15 protein-coding genes are annotated in these 16,120 nt (G+C 64.3%); 4 read left to right on the forward strand and 11 right to left on the reverse strand.

The genetic code is table 11. From position 1 onward, the window contains the following. Window positions 1–31: 31 nt before the first annotated feature. The 11 genes from kdpC to ACEWE8_RS13835 form a co-directional block, all read right to left on the reverse strand. The gene (gene kdpC, locus ACEWE8_RS13785) at window positions 32–583 is read right to left on the reverse strand and encodes a potassium-transporting ATPase subunit KdpC (protein ID WP_046785230.1); all 552 of its coding nucleotides are present in this window, start codon (window positions 581–583) and stop codon (window positions 32–34) included. A 10-nt stretch (window positions 584–593) separates the two neighbouring features. Continuing rightward, window positions 594–2,648, reverse strand: coding sequence for a potassium-transporting ATPase subunit KdpB (gene kdpB / locus ACEWE8_RS13790; RefSeq protein WP_046785231.1), 2,055 nt, complete (start codon window positions 2,646–2,648; stop codon window positions 594–596). A 10-nt stretch (window positions 2,649–2,658) separates the two neighbouring features. Further along, a complete protein-coding gene (gene kdpA, locus ACEWE8_RS13795) occupies window positions 2,659–4,353 on the reverse strand; it encodes a potassium-transporting ATPase subunit KdpA (RefSeq protein WP_046785232.1) in 1,695 nt (564 codons plus the stop codon). 9 nt (window positions 4,354–4,362) lie between these two features. After that, window positions 4,363–4,452 (reverse strand): K(+)-transporting ATPase subunit F, encoded by a 90-nt coding sequence (gene kdpF / locus ACEWE8_RS13800; protein WP_039602773.1) that lies wholly within the window; start codon window positions 4,450–4,452, stop codon window positions 4,363–4,365. 176 nt (window positions 4,453–4,628) lie between these two features. Beyond that, window positions 4,629–5,681: an AI-2E family transporter gene (locus ACEWE8_RS13805; protein ID WP_042112064.1), complete on the reverse strand. Its 1,053-nt coding sequence runs from the start codon at window positions 5,679–5,681 to the stop codon at window positions 4,629–4,631. 12 nt (window positions 5,682–5,693) lie between these two features. Then, entirely contained in the window at window positions 5,694–6,485 is a 792-nt protein-coding gene (locus ACEWE8_RS13810) for a DUF4892 domain-containing protein (protein WP_046785233.1), read from the reverse strand. A 109-nt stretch (window positions 6,486–6,594) separates the two neighbouring features. Beyond that, the gene (locus ACEWE8_RS13815) at window positions 6,595–7,449 is read right to left on the reverse strand and encodes an alpha/beta hydrolase (RefSeq protein ID WP_046785234.1); all 855 of its coding nucleotides are present in this window, start codon (window positions 7,447–7,449) and stop codon (window positions 6,595–6,597) included. Further along, window positions 7,446–8,234, reverse strand: coding sequence for an alpha/beta fold hydrolase (locus tag ACEWE8_RS13820; protein ID WP_046785235.1), 789 nt, complete (start codon window positions 8,232–8,234; stop codon window positions 7,446–7,448). Before ACEWE8_RS13820 ends, ACEWE8_RS13815 begins: the two co-directional genes overlap by 4 nt. Window positions 8,235–8,406: 172 nt before the next feature. Then, the gene (sixA, locus tag ACEWE8_RS13825; RefSeq protein WP_046785236.1) at window positions 8,407–8,865 is read right to left on the reverse strand and encodes a phosphohistidine phosphatase SixA; all 459 of its coding nucleotides are present in this window, start codon (window positions 8,863–8,865) and stop codon (window positions 8,407–8,409) included. Beyond that, window positions 8,862–9,209, reverse strand: a complete 348-nt coding sequence (locus ACEWE8_RS13830) for a DUF4389 domain-containing protein (RefSeq protein WP_046785237.1) — start codon at window positions 9,207–9,209, stop codon at window positions 8,862–8,864. The genes sixA and ACEWE8_RS13830 overlap by 4 nt, the downstream gene beginning before the upstream one ends. Before the next feature lie 36 nt (window positions 9,210–9,245). After that, the gene (locus ACEWE8_RS13835; protein WP_046785238.1) at window positions 9,246–10,271 is read right to left on the reverse strand and encodes an NAD(P)H-dependent glycerol-3-phosphate dehydrogenase; all 1,026 of its coding nucleotides are present in this window, start codon (window positions 10,269–10,271) and stop codon (window positions 9,246–9,248) included. 160 nt (window positions 10,272–10,431) lie between these two features. Here ACEWE8_RS13835 and ACEWE8_RS13840 point away from each other — a divergent pair, with 160 nt between their 5' ends. The 4 genes from ACEWE8_RS13840 (at window position 10,432) to fabA (ending at window position 16,114) form a co-directional block, all read left to right on the forward strand. After that, window positions 10,432–12,579, forward strand: a complete 2,148-nt coding sequence (locus ACEWE8_RS13840; RefSeq protein ID WP_174142478.1) for a TonB-dependent siderophore receptor — start codon at window positions 10,432–10,434, stop codon at window positions 12,577–12,579. Then, window positions 12,579–13,469, forward strand: coding sequence for an ABC transporter substrate-binding protein (locus tag ACEWE8_RS13845; RefSeq protein ID WP_046785240.1), 891 nt, complete (start codon window positions 12,579–12,581; stop codon window positions 13,467–13,469). Before ACEWE8_RS13840 ends, ACEWE8_RS13845 begins: the two co-directional genes overlap by 1 nt. Next, window positions 13,466–15,397 carry an ATP-binding protein gene (locus tag ACEWE8_RS13850; RefSeq protein ID WP_046785241.1) on the forward strand — a complete coding sequence of 644 codons (1,932 nt, stop codon included), beginning with the start codon at window positions 13,466–13,468 and terminating at the stop codon, window positions 15,395–15,397. Before ACEWE8_RS13845 ends, ACEWE8_RS13850 begins: the two co-directional genes overlap by 4 nt. A 201-nt stretch (window positions 15,398–15,598) precedes the next feature. After that, on the forward strand, window positions 15,599–16,114 hold the full coding sequence (fabA, locus tag ACEWE8_RS13855; protein WP_012315334.1) for a 3-hydroxyacyl-[acyl-carrier-protein] dehydratase FabA: 516 nt from the start codon (window positions 15,599–15,601) through the stop codon (window positions 16,112–16,114). The last annotated feature ends 6 nt before the right edge of the window (window positions 16,115–16,120 follow it).

Below are 16,120 nucleotides of genomic sequence, written 5' to 3' on the forward strand. Positions count from 1 at the left end.
GGTGCCACGATCGGCATTGTCCGGGCCTGCTTCATCGCGCCAATTTGCTCAAGGCCTGGTTAAGTGCCAGAACGTTGACCACAGGCGGCCCGATCAATGGGTGGAGGGTGGCCTCTTCCAGCAGGGCTTGCAAGCGCTCTACCGGTATCTGGCGCGCCGCCGCCACCCGCGGAATCTGGTAGGCCACGGCCTGCGGTGGCAAATGCGGGTCCAGGCCACTGCCCGAGGTGGTCAGCAAGGCTTGGGGCACCGGCCCCTGCCCTGCCTGATACAGCTTCGCGGCATCGCCCGCTACCCGTTCAGCCAGCGCCGGGTTGCTTGGCGACAGGTTGCTGGCACTGCTGGCCACGGTGGCATAAGCCCCCGCCGAAGGCCGCGAATGAAACCAACCATCCCCCTGAAAATCCTGGGCGATCAGTGCCGAGCCGCGCACCTGGCCCTGCTCATCGCGGACCAGGCTGCCATTGGCCTGTTCCGGAAAAACCACTTGGGCAACACCGGTCACCGCCAGCGGATACAGCGCGCCGGTGACCACCGCCAACAACAGGATCAGGCTCAACGCCGGGCGTACATATGTGTTCATGGTGGCCTCCTCAGACCAGGTGCAAAGCGTTGAGCAACAGGTCGATCAGCTTGATCCCGGCAAATGGCACGATGATGCCGCCCAGGCCGTAGATCAGCAGGTTGCGCCGCAGCAGATGGGCAGCACTGGCCGCCTGCACGCGCACGCCACGCAGCGCCAGGGGGATCAGTACGATGATGATCAGCGCGTTGAACACGATGGCCGAGAGGATCGCACTCTGCGGGCTGGCCAGCTGCATCAGGTTGAGCACCCCCAGTTGCGGGTAAATGGCGGCGAACAACGCCGGCAGGATGGCAAAGTACTTGGCCACGTCGTTGGCGATGGAAAACGTGGTCAGCGCGCCACGGGTCACCAGCAGCTCCTTGCCGACCTGGACCACGTCCAGCAGCTTGGTCGGGTCGCTGTCCAGATCGACCATGTTGGCGGCTTCGCGCGCGGCCTGGGTGCCGTCGTTCATGGCCATGCCCACGTCAGCCTGGGCCAGGGCCGGGGCATCGTTGGCACCGTCGCCGCACATGGCCACCAGGCGGCCGTCGTTCTGCTCCTGACGGATGCGCGCCAGCTTCTTCTCCGGTGTGGCTTCGGCCAGCACGTCATCAACACCGGCCTCGGCGGCGATGGCCGCGGCCGTCAGCGGGTTGTCGCCGGTCACCATCACCGTGCGGATACCCAGCTTGCGCAGCTCGGCGAAGCGTTCGCGGATGCCAGGCTTGACGACATCCTTGAGGTGGATCACACCGAGCAGGCGCTTGTCCACGCACACCAGCAGCGGCGTACCACCACTCTGGGCGATGCGTTCAACTTCGCGGGCCAGCGCCAGGGGCATTTCCAGGCGCTGCATGCCGACGAAGGCGAGGACTGCATCAACGGCGCCCTTGCGGTAGCGATGCTGCTGGAAATCGATGCCCGACAGGCGTGTCTCGGCACTGAAGGCAATGGCGTCGAACTGCCCCACGCCCGGTTCGACGAAGTCATGCAGCTGGCGCAGGTACTCGACAATCGACTTGCCTTCGGCCGTGTCATCGGCCAGCGACGCGAGCAAGGCGCCCTCGCCCAGCTCCTTGGCGGTCACCCCGGTGGCTGCATGCAGGGCGCTGCAACGGCGGTTGCCAAAGGTGATGGTGCCGGTCTTGTCGAGCATCAGCGTGTGCACGTCACCGGCCGCCTCCACGGCACGGCCCGAGCGGGCGATCACGTTAAGGCGCACCAGGCGATCCATGCCAGCGATGCCGATGGCCGAGAGCAGGCCACCAATGGTGGTCGGGATCAGCGTCACCAGCAGTGCAGCCAGGAAAATCAGTGGCAGACTGCCGCCGGCGAAGTGGGCGAATGGCTGCAGCGTGACCACTACGATCAGGAAGATCAACGTCAGGCCGATCAGCAGAATGTCCAGCGCGATTTCGTTGGGTGTCTTCTGTCGCTTGGCGCCTTCGACCAGGGCGATCATGCGGTCCAGGGTCGACTCGCCAGGGTTGCTGGTGATGCGAATGAGCAGCCAGTCGGAAACCAACCGGGTATTGCCAGTGACGGCCGAGCGGTCACCGCCGGATTCGCGAATCACCGGCGCAGACTCACCGGTGATGGCCGCTTCGTTGACCGCAGCGATGCCCTCGAGCACCTCGCCGTCACCCGGGATCATCTCACCGGCCACGACACGGACTACGTCGTCCTTGCGCAACTGCGCAGCGGCAACGGTCTCGAATGTGCCGTCGCGCATGCGTCGCTCTGCGGTCAGCCCTTGGCTGCCGGCCTTGAGGCTGTCGGCGCGGGCCTTGCCGCGGCCTTCTGCCAGGGCTTCGGCAAAGTTGGCGAACAGCACGGTGAACCACAGCCACACCGCGATCTGCACGGCAACGCCGGTGCTCACGTTAGTGCCGGGGGCAAAGCACAGCACGGTGGTCAGGACGGCAGTCAGCGCGACCACCAGCATGACCGGCGAGCGCTTGAGCTGACGCGGGTCAAGCTTGACGAATGCTTGCACCAGCGCCGGGCGCCACAGCGCGGCGAAGCGGGTCTGGTCCTTGGCGCTGTGCCGGGCGTTCACTTCAGGAATGGGCATGTTCATGGTCGGTTCCTCAGAAACCCAGGCTCAGGTGTTCAGCGATTGGCCCAAGGGCCAGGGCCGGCAGGAAGGTCAGGCCGCCCACCAGCAGGATGGTCACCAGCAGCAGGCCGGTGAACAGCGGGCCGTGGGTAGGGAAGCTGTTCAGCCCTTGCGGCGCGCTTTTCTTCGCGGCCAGGCTGCCAGCCAAGGCCAGAATCGGCAGGATGTAGCCAAAGCGGCCGATGAGCATGGCCAGGCCGATCATCACGTTGTGGAACACGGTGTTGGCGCCGAACCCGGCGAACGCCGAGCCGTTGTTCGCGGCGCCCGAGGTGTAGGCGTACAGCAACTGGCTGAAACCATGTGCACCTGGGTTGCTGACCGCGCCGGCAGGCCCCGGCAGGCTGGCGGCAATGGCACCAAGCACCAGCACGCCGACCGGCATCACCAGCAAGGTTGCCACCAACAGTTGCACTTCCCGGGCCTGCAGTTTCTTGCCGAGGTATTCCGGGGTGCGGCCGATCATCAAGCCTGCCAGGAACACCGCGATCAGCACGAACAGCAACATGCCGTAGAGCCCCGCGCCAACGCCGCCGAAAATCACCTCGCCGACCATCATGTTGACCATGGCGACCATGCCGGTAAGCGGGTTGAGGCTGTCGTGCATGGCGTTGACCGACCCGTTGGACGCTGCGGTGGTGGTTACCGTCCACAACACCGAGCCGGTCGTGCCGAAGCGGCTTTCCTTGCCCTCCAGGGGTGCGCTCTGCTGAACCTGCGCGCTGTCCAGCGCCGGGTTGGGCTGGTGCTCCGACCACAGCGCGGTCGCGCCGCCAATCAGGAACAGGCCCAGCATGCAGGCCAGAATCGCGCGGCTTTGGCGCAGGTCCTTGACGTAATGGCCGAAGGTGAAGACCAAGGCGGCCGGGATCAGGATGATCGAAGCCACCTCGAACAGGTTGCTCCAGGCCGTTGGGTTCTCGAACGGGTGTGACGAGTTGACGCCGAAGAAGCCGCCGCCGTTGGTCCCCAATTGCTTGATGGCGATCTGGCTGGCGGCAGGGCCGAGCGGAATCGTCTGGTCAGCACCTTGCAGGGTCACCGCGTGGGCGTAGTCGGCGAAGGTCTGCGGCACACCCTGCCAGACCAGCAGCAGCGCGAGCACCAGGCACAACGGCAACAGGCCGTAAAGGGTGGCACGGGTCATGTCGACCCAGAAGTTGCCAATACTGCTGGTCGAGCGCCGGGAGATGCCGCGGCACAAGGCGACCAGCACGGCCAGCCCGGTAGCGGCGCTTACGAAGTTCTGCACGGTCAGGCCGAGCATCTGGCTCAGGTAACTGACCGAGGCTTCACCGCTGTAAGCCTGCCAGTTGGTGTTGGTGACAAAACTCACCGCAGTGTTGAAAGCCAGCGACCATTCCTGGCCGGGCAGGTGCTGCGGGTTGAGCGGCAGGTAGCCTTGCAGTAAAAGTACGCTGAAGAGCAGCACGAAACCGGCCAGGTTGAACGCCAGCAGCGCCAGGGCGTGCTGCTTCCAGTTCTGTTCCTGATCGGCGCGCACGCCGGCCAGCCGATAGCAGCCCCGCTCCACCGGCCCAAGTAGCGGCGTCAGCCAAGTCCGCTGGCCCTCCATGACGTTGAAGTAGAAGCGCCCGAGCCAGGGTGCCGGCAGCAGCACGATGGCGAAAAACGCCAGCAGCAACGCGAAGTCATAACTGTGCATGGCCGCTCCCTAGCTGCGATCGGCGCGCAGCAGCGCCATCAGCAGGTAAACCGCCAACGCCACTGCCAGTAGCAGTGACAGCCCGTCGAGCATGTTCATGTGTGGATCTCCCCTGGTTACGGCTTGGGCCGCTTTGGGGGAATTGTCCAAGGGAGGGGCGTAAAGGGGCGAGATCGAGGGGTGGGGCTGGAAATAAAGAATGCGTAAAGATCAGATTTGTCGTGTTACCTGCACCGGCCCATGCGCAGGGCAAGCCCGCCCGGGCCGACGCAAGGCTAACGTTGTGGCGTTGGCTGCCCGGCGTTGCGGCTCCAGTCCAGCAGCAGGCTATACCCTACCGCCAGCAGGGTTGGCCCGATGAACAGGCCAATGAAGCCAAAGGCAATCAAACCGCCAAACACCCCGAGCAGCACGATCACCAGCGGCAGGTTGCCGCCCCTGCTGATCAGGTAAGGCTTGAGCACGTTGTCCACGCCACTGATGACGAAGGTGCCCCAGATACCCAGGAACACCGCCATGCCGTACTCACCCTGCCATACCAGCCAGGCAGTTGCGGGTATCCACGCCAGTGGCGGCCCCATGGGGATCAGGCTGAGCATGAAGGTGACCAGGCCCAGCACGATGGCCCCCGGCACACCGGCGATCAGGAAGCCGATCAAGGCCAGCAGTGCCTGTGCCGCCGCAGTACCGATCACCCCGTTGACCACCCGTTGCACGGTGCCCGCCACCAGCTCCAGGTAATACTCGGCGCGCTCACCTACAAGGCGGTTCAGCAAACGCAGGACGAACGCCGCCAGGCGCGGGCCGTCACGATAGAAGAAGAACACGAAGACCAGGCTCAGCGTCAGCTCCAGCACACCACTGCCGATCTGCGCACTGCGTGCCAGCAACCAGTTGCCGACCTGGCCCAGGTGAGGCTTGACCGACGCGATCAGCGCGGCGCCCTGCTGGTCGAGAGACTGCCAGCCGCTGACCAGGCGTTCACCGACCAGGGGAATGCCGCCCAGCCACGCGGGGGCATCAGGCAAGCCATCGACCTGCACGTCGCGCACGAAGGCGGTGGCGTCCCGAACATGGTCGGCGAGGTTGAAGCCCAACCACACCAACGGCAAGGCCACGATGAGTATCCAGGCCGAGGTCAGCAGGCCTGCCGCCAGTGTTTCACGCCCACCCAGTGCGCGTGTCAGCAGGCGCATCAGCGGCCAGCTGGCAAACGCCAGGATAGCCCCCCACAACAACGCGGAAATGAAAGGTGCCATCACCCACAACGCAGCGCCGAGCAAGGTCAGCAGGATAATCTGGATCAGCAGGCGATCATTGTTGGCCATGGTGGCGCTCATTCAACGGATCAGTTCCAGGTGCAGGCCATCGGTGGGGGCATTGCCGACTTCGAGCCGGTTGCTGCGTACACCGGCCCTGACCAGCTGCTCGCGCCAGGCCTCAGCCTGGGGACCGCTGAGGCTTGCACGCAACGTGCTGTCCAGGTTCAGGCTGCGACCCAACAAGGTCACCCAGGAAGGTTGCGGCACAGCCAGGTCGGGGTAGTCGAGCTTGCCCGTGTCGCGCATTTCGCGCAGCACCGTAGCCGGCGTAGGCATCAGTTCACCCAGCGGGCTGCTGGCGACGAACTCTTCCACGTGCAGGTAGGCGCGGCGGTTGCCGCGGGTAACGCTGTAAAGCGCTACCAGGGTGTCTGCCTCTTTGGCGGAGCGGCGCAGGAGGATGAACGCCTGCTGCTCGTCACCGCCATTGAGCCGCGCGCTGCCGAATACCTCATTGCCCCACAGGCTGGCTTCGCCACAATCGCGGCCCTGACACCAGAACAATGGGTAACCGCCATCGCGCTGCAACGCTTCGCGGGCACTGGTGAAGGCTTCACGATCCGTACGCTCGGCCGGCAGTTCGTAAGTGATGGAACTTACCTGCCCTCGGCTCTCGACCTTGTCATCCACGCGCAGACGGCCGCTGATCTTGCGTAGCGGGCCCATTGGGTAGACCCGCTCCTGCTCGACTGCCGGGCGTTGTTCGACCACTTTGGCATCCACGGGCACGGGCAGGGCGCCGGCCCACAGCAGCGGGCTTACGAGCGCCAGGCAGGCGCCGGCAGTACGAATCATGACGGGCACGCTCATCGGCGACCCGCGCGGCGGCGAGCGCCGTAATGAAGCTCCAGGATGTCTGGCAGTTGCATGGTTGTCTCCCTGTTCAACCCGCCAAGCCTCGACACTTGTCCGGCTCAAGTCAAGCAAAGCCAAAGAAGCGATTGATACAGTCTGCGACAAGGGCCGCGCCGTGTTCATCGTTCAGGTGCAGATGATGGCCACCGGGCAGCACCTGCTGTTCAAAGGGTAGCTGTTGCAGCAGCTCAGCGTGGCGCGCCAGCATGCCGTCGGCCGCCACCACCAGGCACGCCGGGCAGTTCACCCGGCGCACGTAGGCCATGGCCTGGGCATGGCTCAAGCGCACCGGCGATGGCAACGTCAGGCGGCTGTCACTGCGCCAACTGTAACCGCCAGGCACCGGCATCAGGCCGCGCTGGGCGAGCAACTCGGCAGCGTCCCGGCTGACCGCGACCATGCCCTTCATCCGCGCCTGCACGCCCTCCTCCAGGGTCTTGTAGACCGACTTGCGTTTGCCATCCAGGCGCAACTGGGCTTGCAGCGCCAACCCCAGGCGCTCGCCGGCATCCGCTTCGGCGCCGGTCGGCGGGATGACGCCGTCGATCAGCGCCAGATGGCTGACCCGCTCTGGCAGGGCGGCGGCCAGCTGCACAGAAATGATCGCCCCCAGCGAATGCCCCAACAGGGCAAACCGTTGCCAGCCCAGTTGTTCGGCAACCCGCAGTACATCATGGGCGTAGTCGGCCAGCGCATAGCCGGCGCCTGGCGGGCGGTGTTGCGAGTAACCATGCCCGGCAAGGTCCAGGGCGAGGATGCGCAGGCCTTTCAATTGCGGTGCGAGGCGGGCAAAACTGTTGGCATTGTCCAGCCAGCCATGCAGGGCGATCACCGGCAGGCCGTCTTCGGGGCCGAACAGGTGAGCAGCCAGCTCGATATGGCCCAGGCTGAGGCGGATTTCCTCCACGTGGGCACTCATGCCTGGCCCCAGCGGTCGAACAGGCCTTTGATCAGGCTGGCAGTGTCCGTCGGCCGCTCCAGGGGGAACATGTGCCCACCGGGTACGCTGTGGTACTCGCCCCTGGGCATGCCGCGCACAGCCAGCGTGTGGTGGCGACGAATCACGTTGCTGCGCTCACCCCGCACCATCGCCAGTGGCACCTGAAGCTGCCGCGCAGGGGCCGGGCTTGCGTGAGGGATGCTGCGGTAGATGCTGATTTCGGTAGCCGGATCGAAGCGCAGGCGTACCCCCTGCTCCATGTCTTGCAGGCCATGCTCGAGGTAGGCTTCCAGGCAGTCGGGGTCGAAATGCCGGAACAGCTTTTTGCTGGCGAAATAGTCCCGTGCGCTGGCGCGGTCGCTGAACGCCTCGCGCCGCCCCAGCGTGCGGCCTGCAGGGGTGATGCGGTCAATGAAGCCAAAGCGCTTGGCGGTGCGCAGCAACCACTGATCGGCGCGGGTCAGCACCGGTGAGTCAAGCATGACCACACCGCGGTAGTAAGCAGGACACCGCAGGGCTGCATGCAGGTGCAGCACGCCACCCAGCGAGTGGCCGACACCCCACACCGGCTGATCCTGCCTGGCCAGGTGGTGTAAAAGCTCATCCACCAGGCTCTGCCAGTTCTCGTTCACCGGAAAGCGGGGGTCATGGGCATGCTGGGGCAGATGCTGCACATGGTAATCCGGCGCCAGGGCCGCGAACAGCTTGCCGTAGGTGGCCGACGGAAAGCCGTTGGCATGGGCGAAGAAGATCTGCTGCGACATGGCACCTGGTCCGGTACGAGGATGATGGCCCATTGTCGGCATCCCGCGGGCGCTCGGCAACGTCCGTAAAGGTCATCGGCGAGGGCGATCAGGTCACCGGGCGCTGACGAAGCCGGGCTGCGAGTAATCGGCTGGGGCACGGCAACAGGCGCAAACGCCCGTTGCCGATCAATCAAGGCGCGTGCTGCAGGGCCTGCAGGGTCATCAGCCCCGCCAGCGGCCAGTCGCCTTCAAGCTGCGCCAGGCTGGCGGTGCTCAAAGGCGCAGGCTGTTGCGCGTGGCCATGCTCCAGCATGCCGACCAGCGCACCCACCAACGGCTGGTGGCTGACCAGCAATACGTGCTCAAGCCCCAGGCGTTCGAGTTCAGCGATCACCTCCTGCACGTTGCTGTCGGGCGTCAGCCAGGGCACGGTGCGCACCGGCTCGGCGAAACCGAGGGTGTCATGCACCAGGGCGGCCGTTTGTTGAGCACGCACGTAGGGGCTGGCAATGATGGCCTGCAACGGCTGGCCGAGCAGATGCGCAGCACTGTGCAGCACCTGCTCGCGGCCGTGGGCAGTCAGGCGCCGCTCGGCGTCGGTGTTGGCCCTGGGCTCTGCCTCACCGTGGCGCAATACCCACAGCTTCACAGTTTGGGCTCCTCATCGCGCACCGGGTGGGGTGCAGGGGCAACGGCATGCGGCGCTTCGCCTTCCGGCGCACGCGGTGTGGGCCAGTCTGCGAAAGGCCACGGCTTGCTGTCGGTATGGAAGGTGCCAAAGCGACCGATCTGCGCCAGGTACTGGCTCAGGCTGTCGCCGAAGTTCATCAGGCTGGCGCTCGGTGCGCCGTAGATCAGACGGTAGATGAGCTGCACCAGCACCAGGCCGCCGAGCAGCAGCTCGGCCAGTTGCCACACCACCAGAAACACCAGCATCCACAGCACGCGCAGGATGATCGACTCGCGCTGGGCGCGCTCAGGGGTATCGTTCATGTGTCGCTCCTTGTTCTGTTCAAAGCCGCTAAAAGCTCAGTTGAAACCGCTGATGGAAATGAAGTCGACGTCGGTCTTGGGCTCGGCGCGCATCAGGCGCTCGATCACCTGGTTCAGCGTGCGGCCTTCGAAGAGGATGGCATGCAGCCCTGCTACCAGCGGCATGTAGACCTGGACCTCTTCAGCCTTGGCCTTGAGCACCTTGAGGGTATTGACCCCTTCGGCCACCTCGCCCAGGCGACTGACCGCCTGCTCCAGCGTCAGGCCCTGGCCCAGGGCGTGACCGACCTGGTAGTTGCGGCTCTTGGGCGAAGAACAGGTGACGATCAGGTCGCCGACCCCGGCAAGGCCGAGGAAGGTCATGGGGTTGGCGCCCTGGCTCACGGCGAAACGGGTCATTTCGGCCAGCGCACGGGTAATCAGCATGCTCTTGGTGTTTTCGCCCATGCCCAGCGCCACGGCCATGCCAGCAATGATCGCATAGACGTTCTTCAGAGCCCCACCCAGCTCGACACCGAAGCGGTCGCTGCTGGCGTAGACCCGGAAGGTACTCCCGTGCAATACCGCCTGCACGCGCTGGCAGAGGTCTTCATCTTCACTGGCGACCACGGTAGCGGTGAGCGCATGCTCAGCGATCTCGCGGGCCAGGTTTGGCCCGGACAACACACCGATTCGCGCATCGGGCGCGATCTCTTCGAGGATCTGGCTCATCAGCTTGAAGCTCTGCGCTTCGATGCCTTTGGTCAGGCTGACCAGGCATTTGCCGCGCAGCAGCGCGGCATGCGGGGCCAAAACGCTGCGCAAGGCGCTGGAGGGCAGCGCGACGAAGATCAGGTCGCTGTAGTGCAACGTGGCCAGCAGGTCGTTGACCGGCTCGACGCCGTCATGCAGACGGATGCCTTTGAGGTAGCGCGGGTTCTCGCGATTGACGCGCATGGCCTCGGCCTGCTCAGGGTCACGCATCCATTGGCGTACCGGCACGCCGTTCTGCGCCAGCAGGTTCGCCACGGCGGTGCCGAAGCTGCCGCCTCCCAGAACTGCAACAGGTTGCTGTTCAGTCATATTCAATCCGTTAAAGCCATAAGTTAAGTGGCGACCGGGCCATTATACGGCAAGCTGCAAGCTGCAAGCTGCAAGACACAGCGCCCTCATTGGCCACAAGGTTTTCTTGTAGCTTGCAGCTTGCAGCCTGTGGCTGGCAAAACCCCCATGGTCAGTTAACATGCCTGTTTCAACTCTGATACAAGGCCGTATCGTGTTCCATGGCACGCCTCCCTACCCTCGCCTGTTGCTGCTGACTGCCTTGCTCGGCAGCCCGGCCGTGGCCGACGACCTGTTCATCGACAACGCCGACCTGCCACAGGTTCTGACCGCCACGCGGCTGAAACAATCCCCGGCCGCCGTGCCGGGCAGCATGACCGTGCTCGACAGCGAACTGATCCGTGCCAGCGGCGCCCGCGACATCCCCGAACTGCTGCGCCTGGTGCCGGGGATGATGATCGGCTACGGCGCCGGCAACCAGCCAACCGTCAATTACCACGGCACCAACGTCAACGAAGCCCGGCGCATGCAGGTGCTGATCGACGGCCGCTCGGTGTACCGTGCGGGCCTGGCCACGGTGGACTGGAGCGACATCCCGGTGGCGCTGGAGGACATCGAACGCATCGAGGTATTCCGCGGCCCCAACACCGTCAGCTACGGCGCCAATGCACTGATGGCGGTGGTCAACATTCTCACCCGCAATCCGGCGGACAGCCATGGCACGCGCATGAAGCTGACCCGCGGCCAGGATGGCATCGATGACTACTACCTCAGCCACGGCTTCGGCTGGGACGGCGGTGATCTGCGCCTGTCGGTGTCGGGCCAGAAAGATGACGGCTTCGATGAAAACCAGTTTGGCCAGGATTACCGCGACAGCCGCCGCCTGAACCGCTTCAACCTCAGCGTCAGCCATAGCCTCGCGACAAATCAGACCCTGGAATGGCAACTGGCAGCCAAAGAGGGCAGCAACCAGCGGCCCTATACCTACCAGCCCGTATTCCCCTTTGTCACCGAAAGCGGCAACAACGCCGACGTCAACGCCAAGGACTACGCAGGCTCCGTGCGCTGGAACATCGACTTCAACCCTGACCACAGCCTGTACGTGCAGGGCTCGGCCCAGCACTTCGACCGCCAGCAGGTCTGGCGCGCCTGCGATGCAGCGCTGTCGTTCAGCCCGGAACTGACCCGGCTGTGGCAGCTCAACCCGAATTTTGCCGAGCAGGTCGCCCGCGGCGCCAACAACCCGCCCAACAGCAGCAACCCCGAAGAGCAGGCGCTGGTCGATGCCATCAAGGACCAGTGGAACAACCAGGGCGGCAGCAACGTGGTGTGCGGCGATGTCGACCAGAGCACCCGTGAAACCCGCTACGACCTGGAAATCCAGGATACCCTGAGCCTGACCGACAACCTGCGCCTGCTCAGCGGCATGAACTACCGTTATGACCGCGCCGACTCACAGACGTATTTCGACGGCGGCCTGGACGATCAGACCTGGCGCCTCTTCGGCCAGTTGGAGTGGCGCGCGGACGATCATTGGATCCTGCAGGGCGGCGCGATGTTCGAAGACTCGCAACTGTCCGGCAGTTCGCTGTCCCCGCGCATGGCAGTCAACTACCTGATCACCCCGCGCCACGGCTTGCGTGCGGTGTACTCCGAGGCAGTGCGCTCGCCGGACATGTTCGAAAACAACGTCAACTGGAGCTACACGGTCAAGAACCTGACCCCTACTGCGTTCGGCCAGCAGAACGGCGAGTATTTCGTCAAGACCCGCGGCCCGGGCGACCTCGACCAGGAACGCATGCGTTCACGCGAGCTGGGCTACAACGGCCAGTTCACTGCTATCGACCTGAACATGGATGTGAAACTGTTCTACGACGAGATCACCGGAATGATCAGCGAGCCCCTGAGGAACAACCAGTACATCGCCAGTAACGCCAACAAGGCCCGATTCAGCGGCAGCGAGGCACAGCTGGACTGGCGCCCTACCCGGCGCGACCGCCTGCGTTTCACATATGCCTATGTCGATGCCTGGGCCAGCAACCCCGCCGACAGCGCCAACACCGCCCGCAACAGCGGCTCGGCGGGCTGGATGCGCGAATGGGGTGATGGCTGGTCCAGTGCGCTGTTCTACTACGGCGACGATGCCCTTAACCAGTATCGCTACGAGCGCCTCGACCTGCGTCTGGCCAAACGCTTTCGGATCGAGGGCAGCACCCTTGAGCTGGCTGCGTTGTGGCAGCAGCGCCTGGACGACGAGCCGACCACCACCCTCCAGAACCGCTATGACAGCCGTCACCGCCTGAGCGTCAGCGCGGAGCTGGAGTTTTGATGGCCCGCCTGCTGCGCCTGCTGGTGTTCTGCCTTTGGCCATTAGGCTCGCTGTCCGCCAGCGAAATCCTGTTGGTCGGTGGCGAGGAACAGCCCGGCATCCGTAGCTTTGTCGCGGCCCTCGAAAGCCGCCGCAACCAAGATCAGGTACGGTTTCAGACCGTCGCCGAACTGCCGCGCCCAGGCAAGCTCAAGGCCGACCTGCGCCTGGTGCTGCTTGACAGCGCCGCACTGGAGTGGCGCCTGGCCGAAAGCAAAGGGCCGGCGGCCCTGGCCATGCGCATCAGCCGCGTGCAGGCCGAGCAGCGCCTGGGAAAGTCGCGACCGGCGTACCTGACGCTGCTGTGGAGTGACCCGCCCCTGGCCCGCCAGTTGCGCCTGGCCCGCTACCTGTTGCCGCAGGCCCAACGCATCGGCGTGCTGTACGCAGAACACAGCCATTTTCTGCTTGATGAACTACGCCAGGCAGCCCGGCCACTGGGGCTGGAAATCGTCGCCCAGCAATGGCCGGACCAGCGCGACAGCCGGCCGCTGCTGGATCTGTTGGGCAATAGCGACGTGCTACTGGGCCTGGAAGACCCCGACCTTTACAACTCCAAGACCGCCAAGAACCTGCTGCTCAGCACCTACGGCCGGCAGATGGCGCTGATCGGCCCGAACGCCGGCTTTGTCCGCGCCGGTGCCCTGGCCAGTACCTACAGCGACCAGGAGGACTGGCTGGCGGTGCTCGACCAACTGCTCGACCGCCCGCCGGGGCAATGGCCGCGCAGCCTCTACCCCGCACGTTTCGGGGTCAGCGGCAACCAGCAGGTGGCTCGCGCCCTGGGCCTTGAACCGATCGATCCGAACGCCACTGCCAAGGTTTTGGCTGAAGGAGAACCCACCCCATGACTAGACGCCTGAGCTGGGATATCCACACCCGTACGCAGATCATAAGCCTGGGCCCTGCGCTGCTGCTGACATTGCTGCTGATCAGCTTCTTCACCTTCGTGCGCATCCAGGACTTGCGCCAAGAGCTCAACCATACCGGTCAGCTGATCGCCAATCAGTTGGCTCCAGCGTCCGAGTACGGTGTGATCTCGGGTAACAACGAAGTGCTCGAAGGCCTGATGCGCGCCACCCTGAGCATCCCCCACGTGCGCTTTCTGGAAGTTCAGGACAGCCGCAACCACATCCTGGTGTACGTCGAGCAGTCTGACGAGAGCGCTAACCGGGCACAACGCGTGGAGGTGTTCCAGGCGCCGATCCGGCTTCAGCAAATACGCCTGGACAACGACTTCCTGCAGCAGGGCAAAGCGCCGTCGCCGGCGATCGGGGACGATTATCTGGGGCGGGTGATCGTCGGCATGTCGGACGACGCCTTCAGCCAGCGCCAACAGGAGATCGTTATCAAGGCTGGCATCCTGGCGCTGTTCGCCCTGTTGTTCACCTTCCTGCTCGCACGGCGCCTGGCCATGAGCCTCGCAAAGCCGATCAGCGACATGGGCCATGCGGTCAAGGCCATCCAGCAAGGTGACTACAACACCCCGCTGCCGGTGGTCGACGACAGCGAGCTGGGCCACCTGGCACGCCACATCAACAACCTGGCCAGCGCACTGGAACAGGCCAGCGCCGAACAGAAGCAAGCCATTGCCCAGTTGATCCAGGCCCGCGAGGAGGCCGAGCAGGCCAACGGCGCCAAGTCGGAATTCCTCGCGATGATGAGCCACGAGCTGCGCACCCCCATGAATGGCGTGCTGGGCATGCTGCAGCTGCTCGAAACCACCCAGTTGACCAGCGAGCAGGCCGAGTACACGGCTGTGGCCAGCGAATCCACCGGGCACTTGCTCAAGGTGATCAACGACATTCTCGATTTCTCACGGATCGAACGCACCACGCTGCAACTGGAGCATATCGACTTCAATCTCGGCGAGCTGATCGCCAGCAGCGTGCAGTCCTTCCAACACAGCGCACAGCAACGGGGCCTGGATCTGCAACTGCAATTACCGGCCCAGAGCGAGCGGCTGCAGGTGGTGGGCGACCCGACGCGCATCCGCCAGATCCTCCTCAACCTGGTCGGCAATGCCCTGAAGTTCACTGAACGCGGCCAGGTGCAGGTCGAAGCGCGTTGGCAGGCGCTCGATCGTCAGACGCTGTGGTTCACGTGCAGCGTGCGCGACACAGGCATCGGCATCGACAGCGAACGCCTGGAAATGATGTTCGTCGCCTTCCAGCAGGCCGACAGCTCGATTTCCCGGCGCTATGGCGGTACTGGCCTGGGGCTGTCCATCGCTCGCACCCTTGCTGAACGCATGGGCGGCAAGCTGCGTGGCGAAAGCCACGAAGGGCTGGGTTCGACCTTCACCCTGGAAATGCCGCTAGCCCTGGCGAGCCCTGCGCCTGCGACATTGCCCGGCGCGCTGGCGGCTCACACACCGCTCGCCAAAGGCGAACGGATCCTGCTGGTGGAGGACAACCCGGTCAATCAGAGCGTCATCGAAGCCATGTTGCGCAGCTTGGGGCTGGAGGTCAGCGTGGCCCATGACGGCATCCAGGCCGTGGAAAAGGTCAGCCAGCAGCACTTTGCTGCGATCCTGATGGACTGCCGCCTGCCGCAGGTCGATGGTTATGAAGCCACCCGACGCATACGCCTGCTGCCCAACGGCGGCCAGTTGCCGATCATCGCCTTGACCGCCAACGCCCTGCAGGGTGACCGGGAACGTTGCATGGCCGCCGGCATGGACGATTACCTGAGCAAACCGTTGCGCCGCACTGACCTGCAGCAGGTGTTGCAACGCTGGTTACCCGGCCGGACAGCCGCGACTGGCGATAAATGCTAAAGTGCGGCAGTCTTAAGGACTGGACAGGACCTTCATCGGCCCTGAAAATAGACGTTTCAGTGCACACCTGTACTTCTTTCGCCAGGTGCGCTGTGACTTTCACCACAACGCAATAGTCTACCTGTAGGCTGCCGCCCGGACTGATGCCGGGTTGGCCGGGAAGATTCATCCCCTGCCACAGGGGGTTATTGAGGAGCTCGCATGACCAAACAACACGCCTTTACTCGGGAAGACCTGCTGCGCTGCAGTCGCGGTGAGCTGTTCGGCCCAGGTAATGCGCAACTGCCCGCGCCGAACATGCTGATGGTCGATCGCATCACCCATATCAGCGAAGAAGGCGGCAAGTACGGCAAAGGTGAATTGGTCGCCGAGCTGGATATCACCCCGGACCTGTGGTTCTTCGCCTGCCACTTCGAAGGCGACCCGGTAATGCCGGGCTGCCTGGGCCTTGACGCCATGTGGCAGCTGGTTGGCTTCTTCCTGGGCTGGCAGGGCCTGCCTGGCCGTGGCCGCGCCCTGGGCTCGGGTGAAGTGAAATTCTTTGGTCAGGTATTGCCTACCGCCAAGAAAGTCACCTACAACATTCACATCAAGCGCGTCCTGAAGGGCAAGCTGAACATGGCCATCGCCGATGGCTCGGTCAGCGTTGACGGCCGCGAGATCTACACTGCCGAAGCCCTGCGGGTCGGCGTGTTCACCTCCACTGACAATTTCTAAGGGTTA

Origin of the sequence: Pseudomonas sp. TR47, assembly GCF_044143025.1 — a bacterium.
Lineage (GTDB): Bacteria > Pseudomonadota > Gammaproteobacteria > Pseudomonadales > Pseudomonadaceae > Aquipseudomonas > Aquipseudomonas putida_E.

Coding starts and splice junctions, on each gene's coding strand:
- kdpC (WP_046785230.1), bottom strand. CDS start 583: ATGAACACATATGTACGCCCGGCGTTGAGCCTGATCCTGTTGTTGGCG.
- kdpB (WP_046785231.1), bottom strand. CDS start 2,648: ATGAACATGCCCATTCCTGAAGTGAACGCCCGGCACAGCGCCAAGGAC.
- kdpA (WP_046785232.1), bottom strand. CDS start 4,353: ATGCACAGTTATGACTTCGCGTTGCTGCTGGCGTTTTTCGCCATCGTG.
- kdpF (WP_039602773.1), bottom strand. CDS start 4,452: ATGAACATGCTCGACGGGCTGTCACTGCTACTGGCAGTGGCGTTGGCG.
- ACEWE8_RS13805 (WP_042112064.1), bottom strand. CDS start 5,681: ATGGCCAACAATGATCGCCTGCTGATCCAGATTATCCTGCTGACCTTG.
- ACEWE8_RS13810 (WP_046785233.1), bottom strand. CDS start 6,485: ATGAGCGTGCCCGTCATGATTCGTACTGCCGGCGCCTGCCTGGCGCTC.
- ACEWE8_RS13815 (WP_046785234.1), bottom strand. CDS start 7,449: ATGAGTGCCCACGTGGAGGAAATCCGCCTCAGCCTGGGCCATATCGAG.
- ACEWE8_RS13820 (WP_046785235.1), bottom strand. CDS start 8,234: ATGTCGCAGCAGATCTTCTTCGCCCATGCCAACGGCTTTCCGTCGGCC.
- ACEWE8_RS13830 (WP_046785237.1), bottom strand. CDS start 9,209: ATGAACGATACCCCTGAGCGCGCCCAGCGCGAGTCGATCATCCTGCGC.
- ACEWE8_RS13835 (WP_046785238.1), bottom strand. CDS start 10,271: ATGACTGAACAGCAACCTGTTGCAGTTCTGGGAGGCGGCAGCTTCGGC.
- ACEWE8_RS13840 (WP_174142478.1), top strand. CDS start 10,432: ATGCCTGTTTCAACTCTGATACAAGGCCGTATCGTGTTCCATGGCACG.
- ACEWE8_RS13845 (WP_046785240.1), top strand. CDS start 12,579: ATGGCCCGCCTGCTGCGCCTGCTGGTGTTCTGCCTTTGGCCATTAGGC.
- ACEWE8_RS13850 (WP_046785241.1), top strand. CDS start 13,466: ATGACTAGACGCCTGAGCTGGGATATCCACACCCGTACGCAGATCATA.
- fabA (WP_012315334.1), top strand. CDS start 15,599: ATGACCAAACAACACGCCTTTACTCGGGAAGACCTGCTGCGCTGCAGT.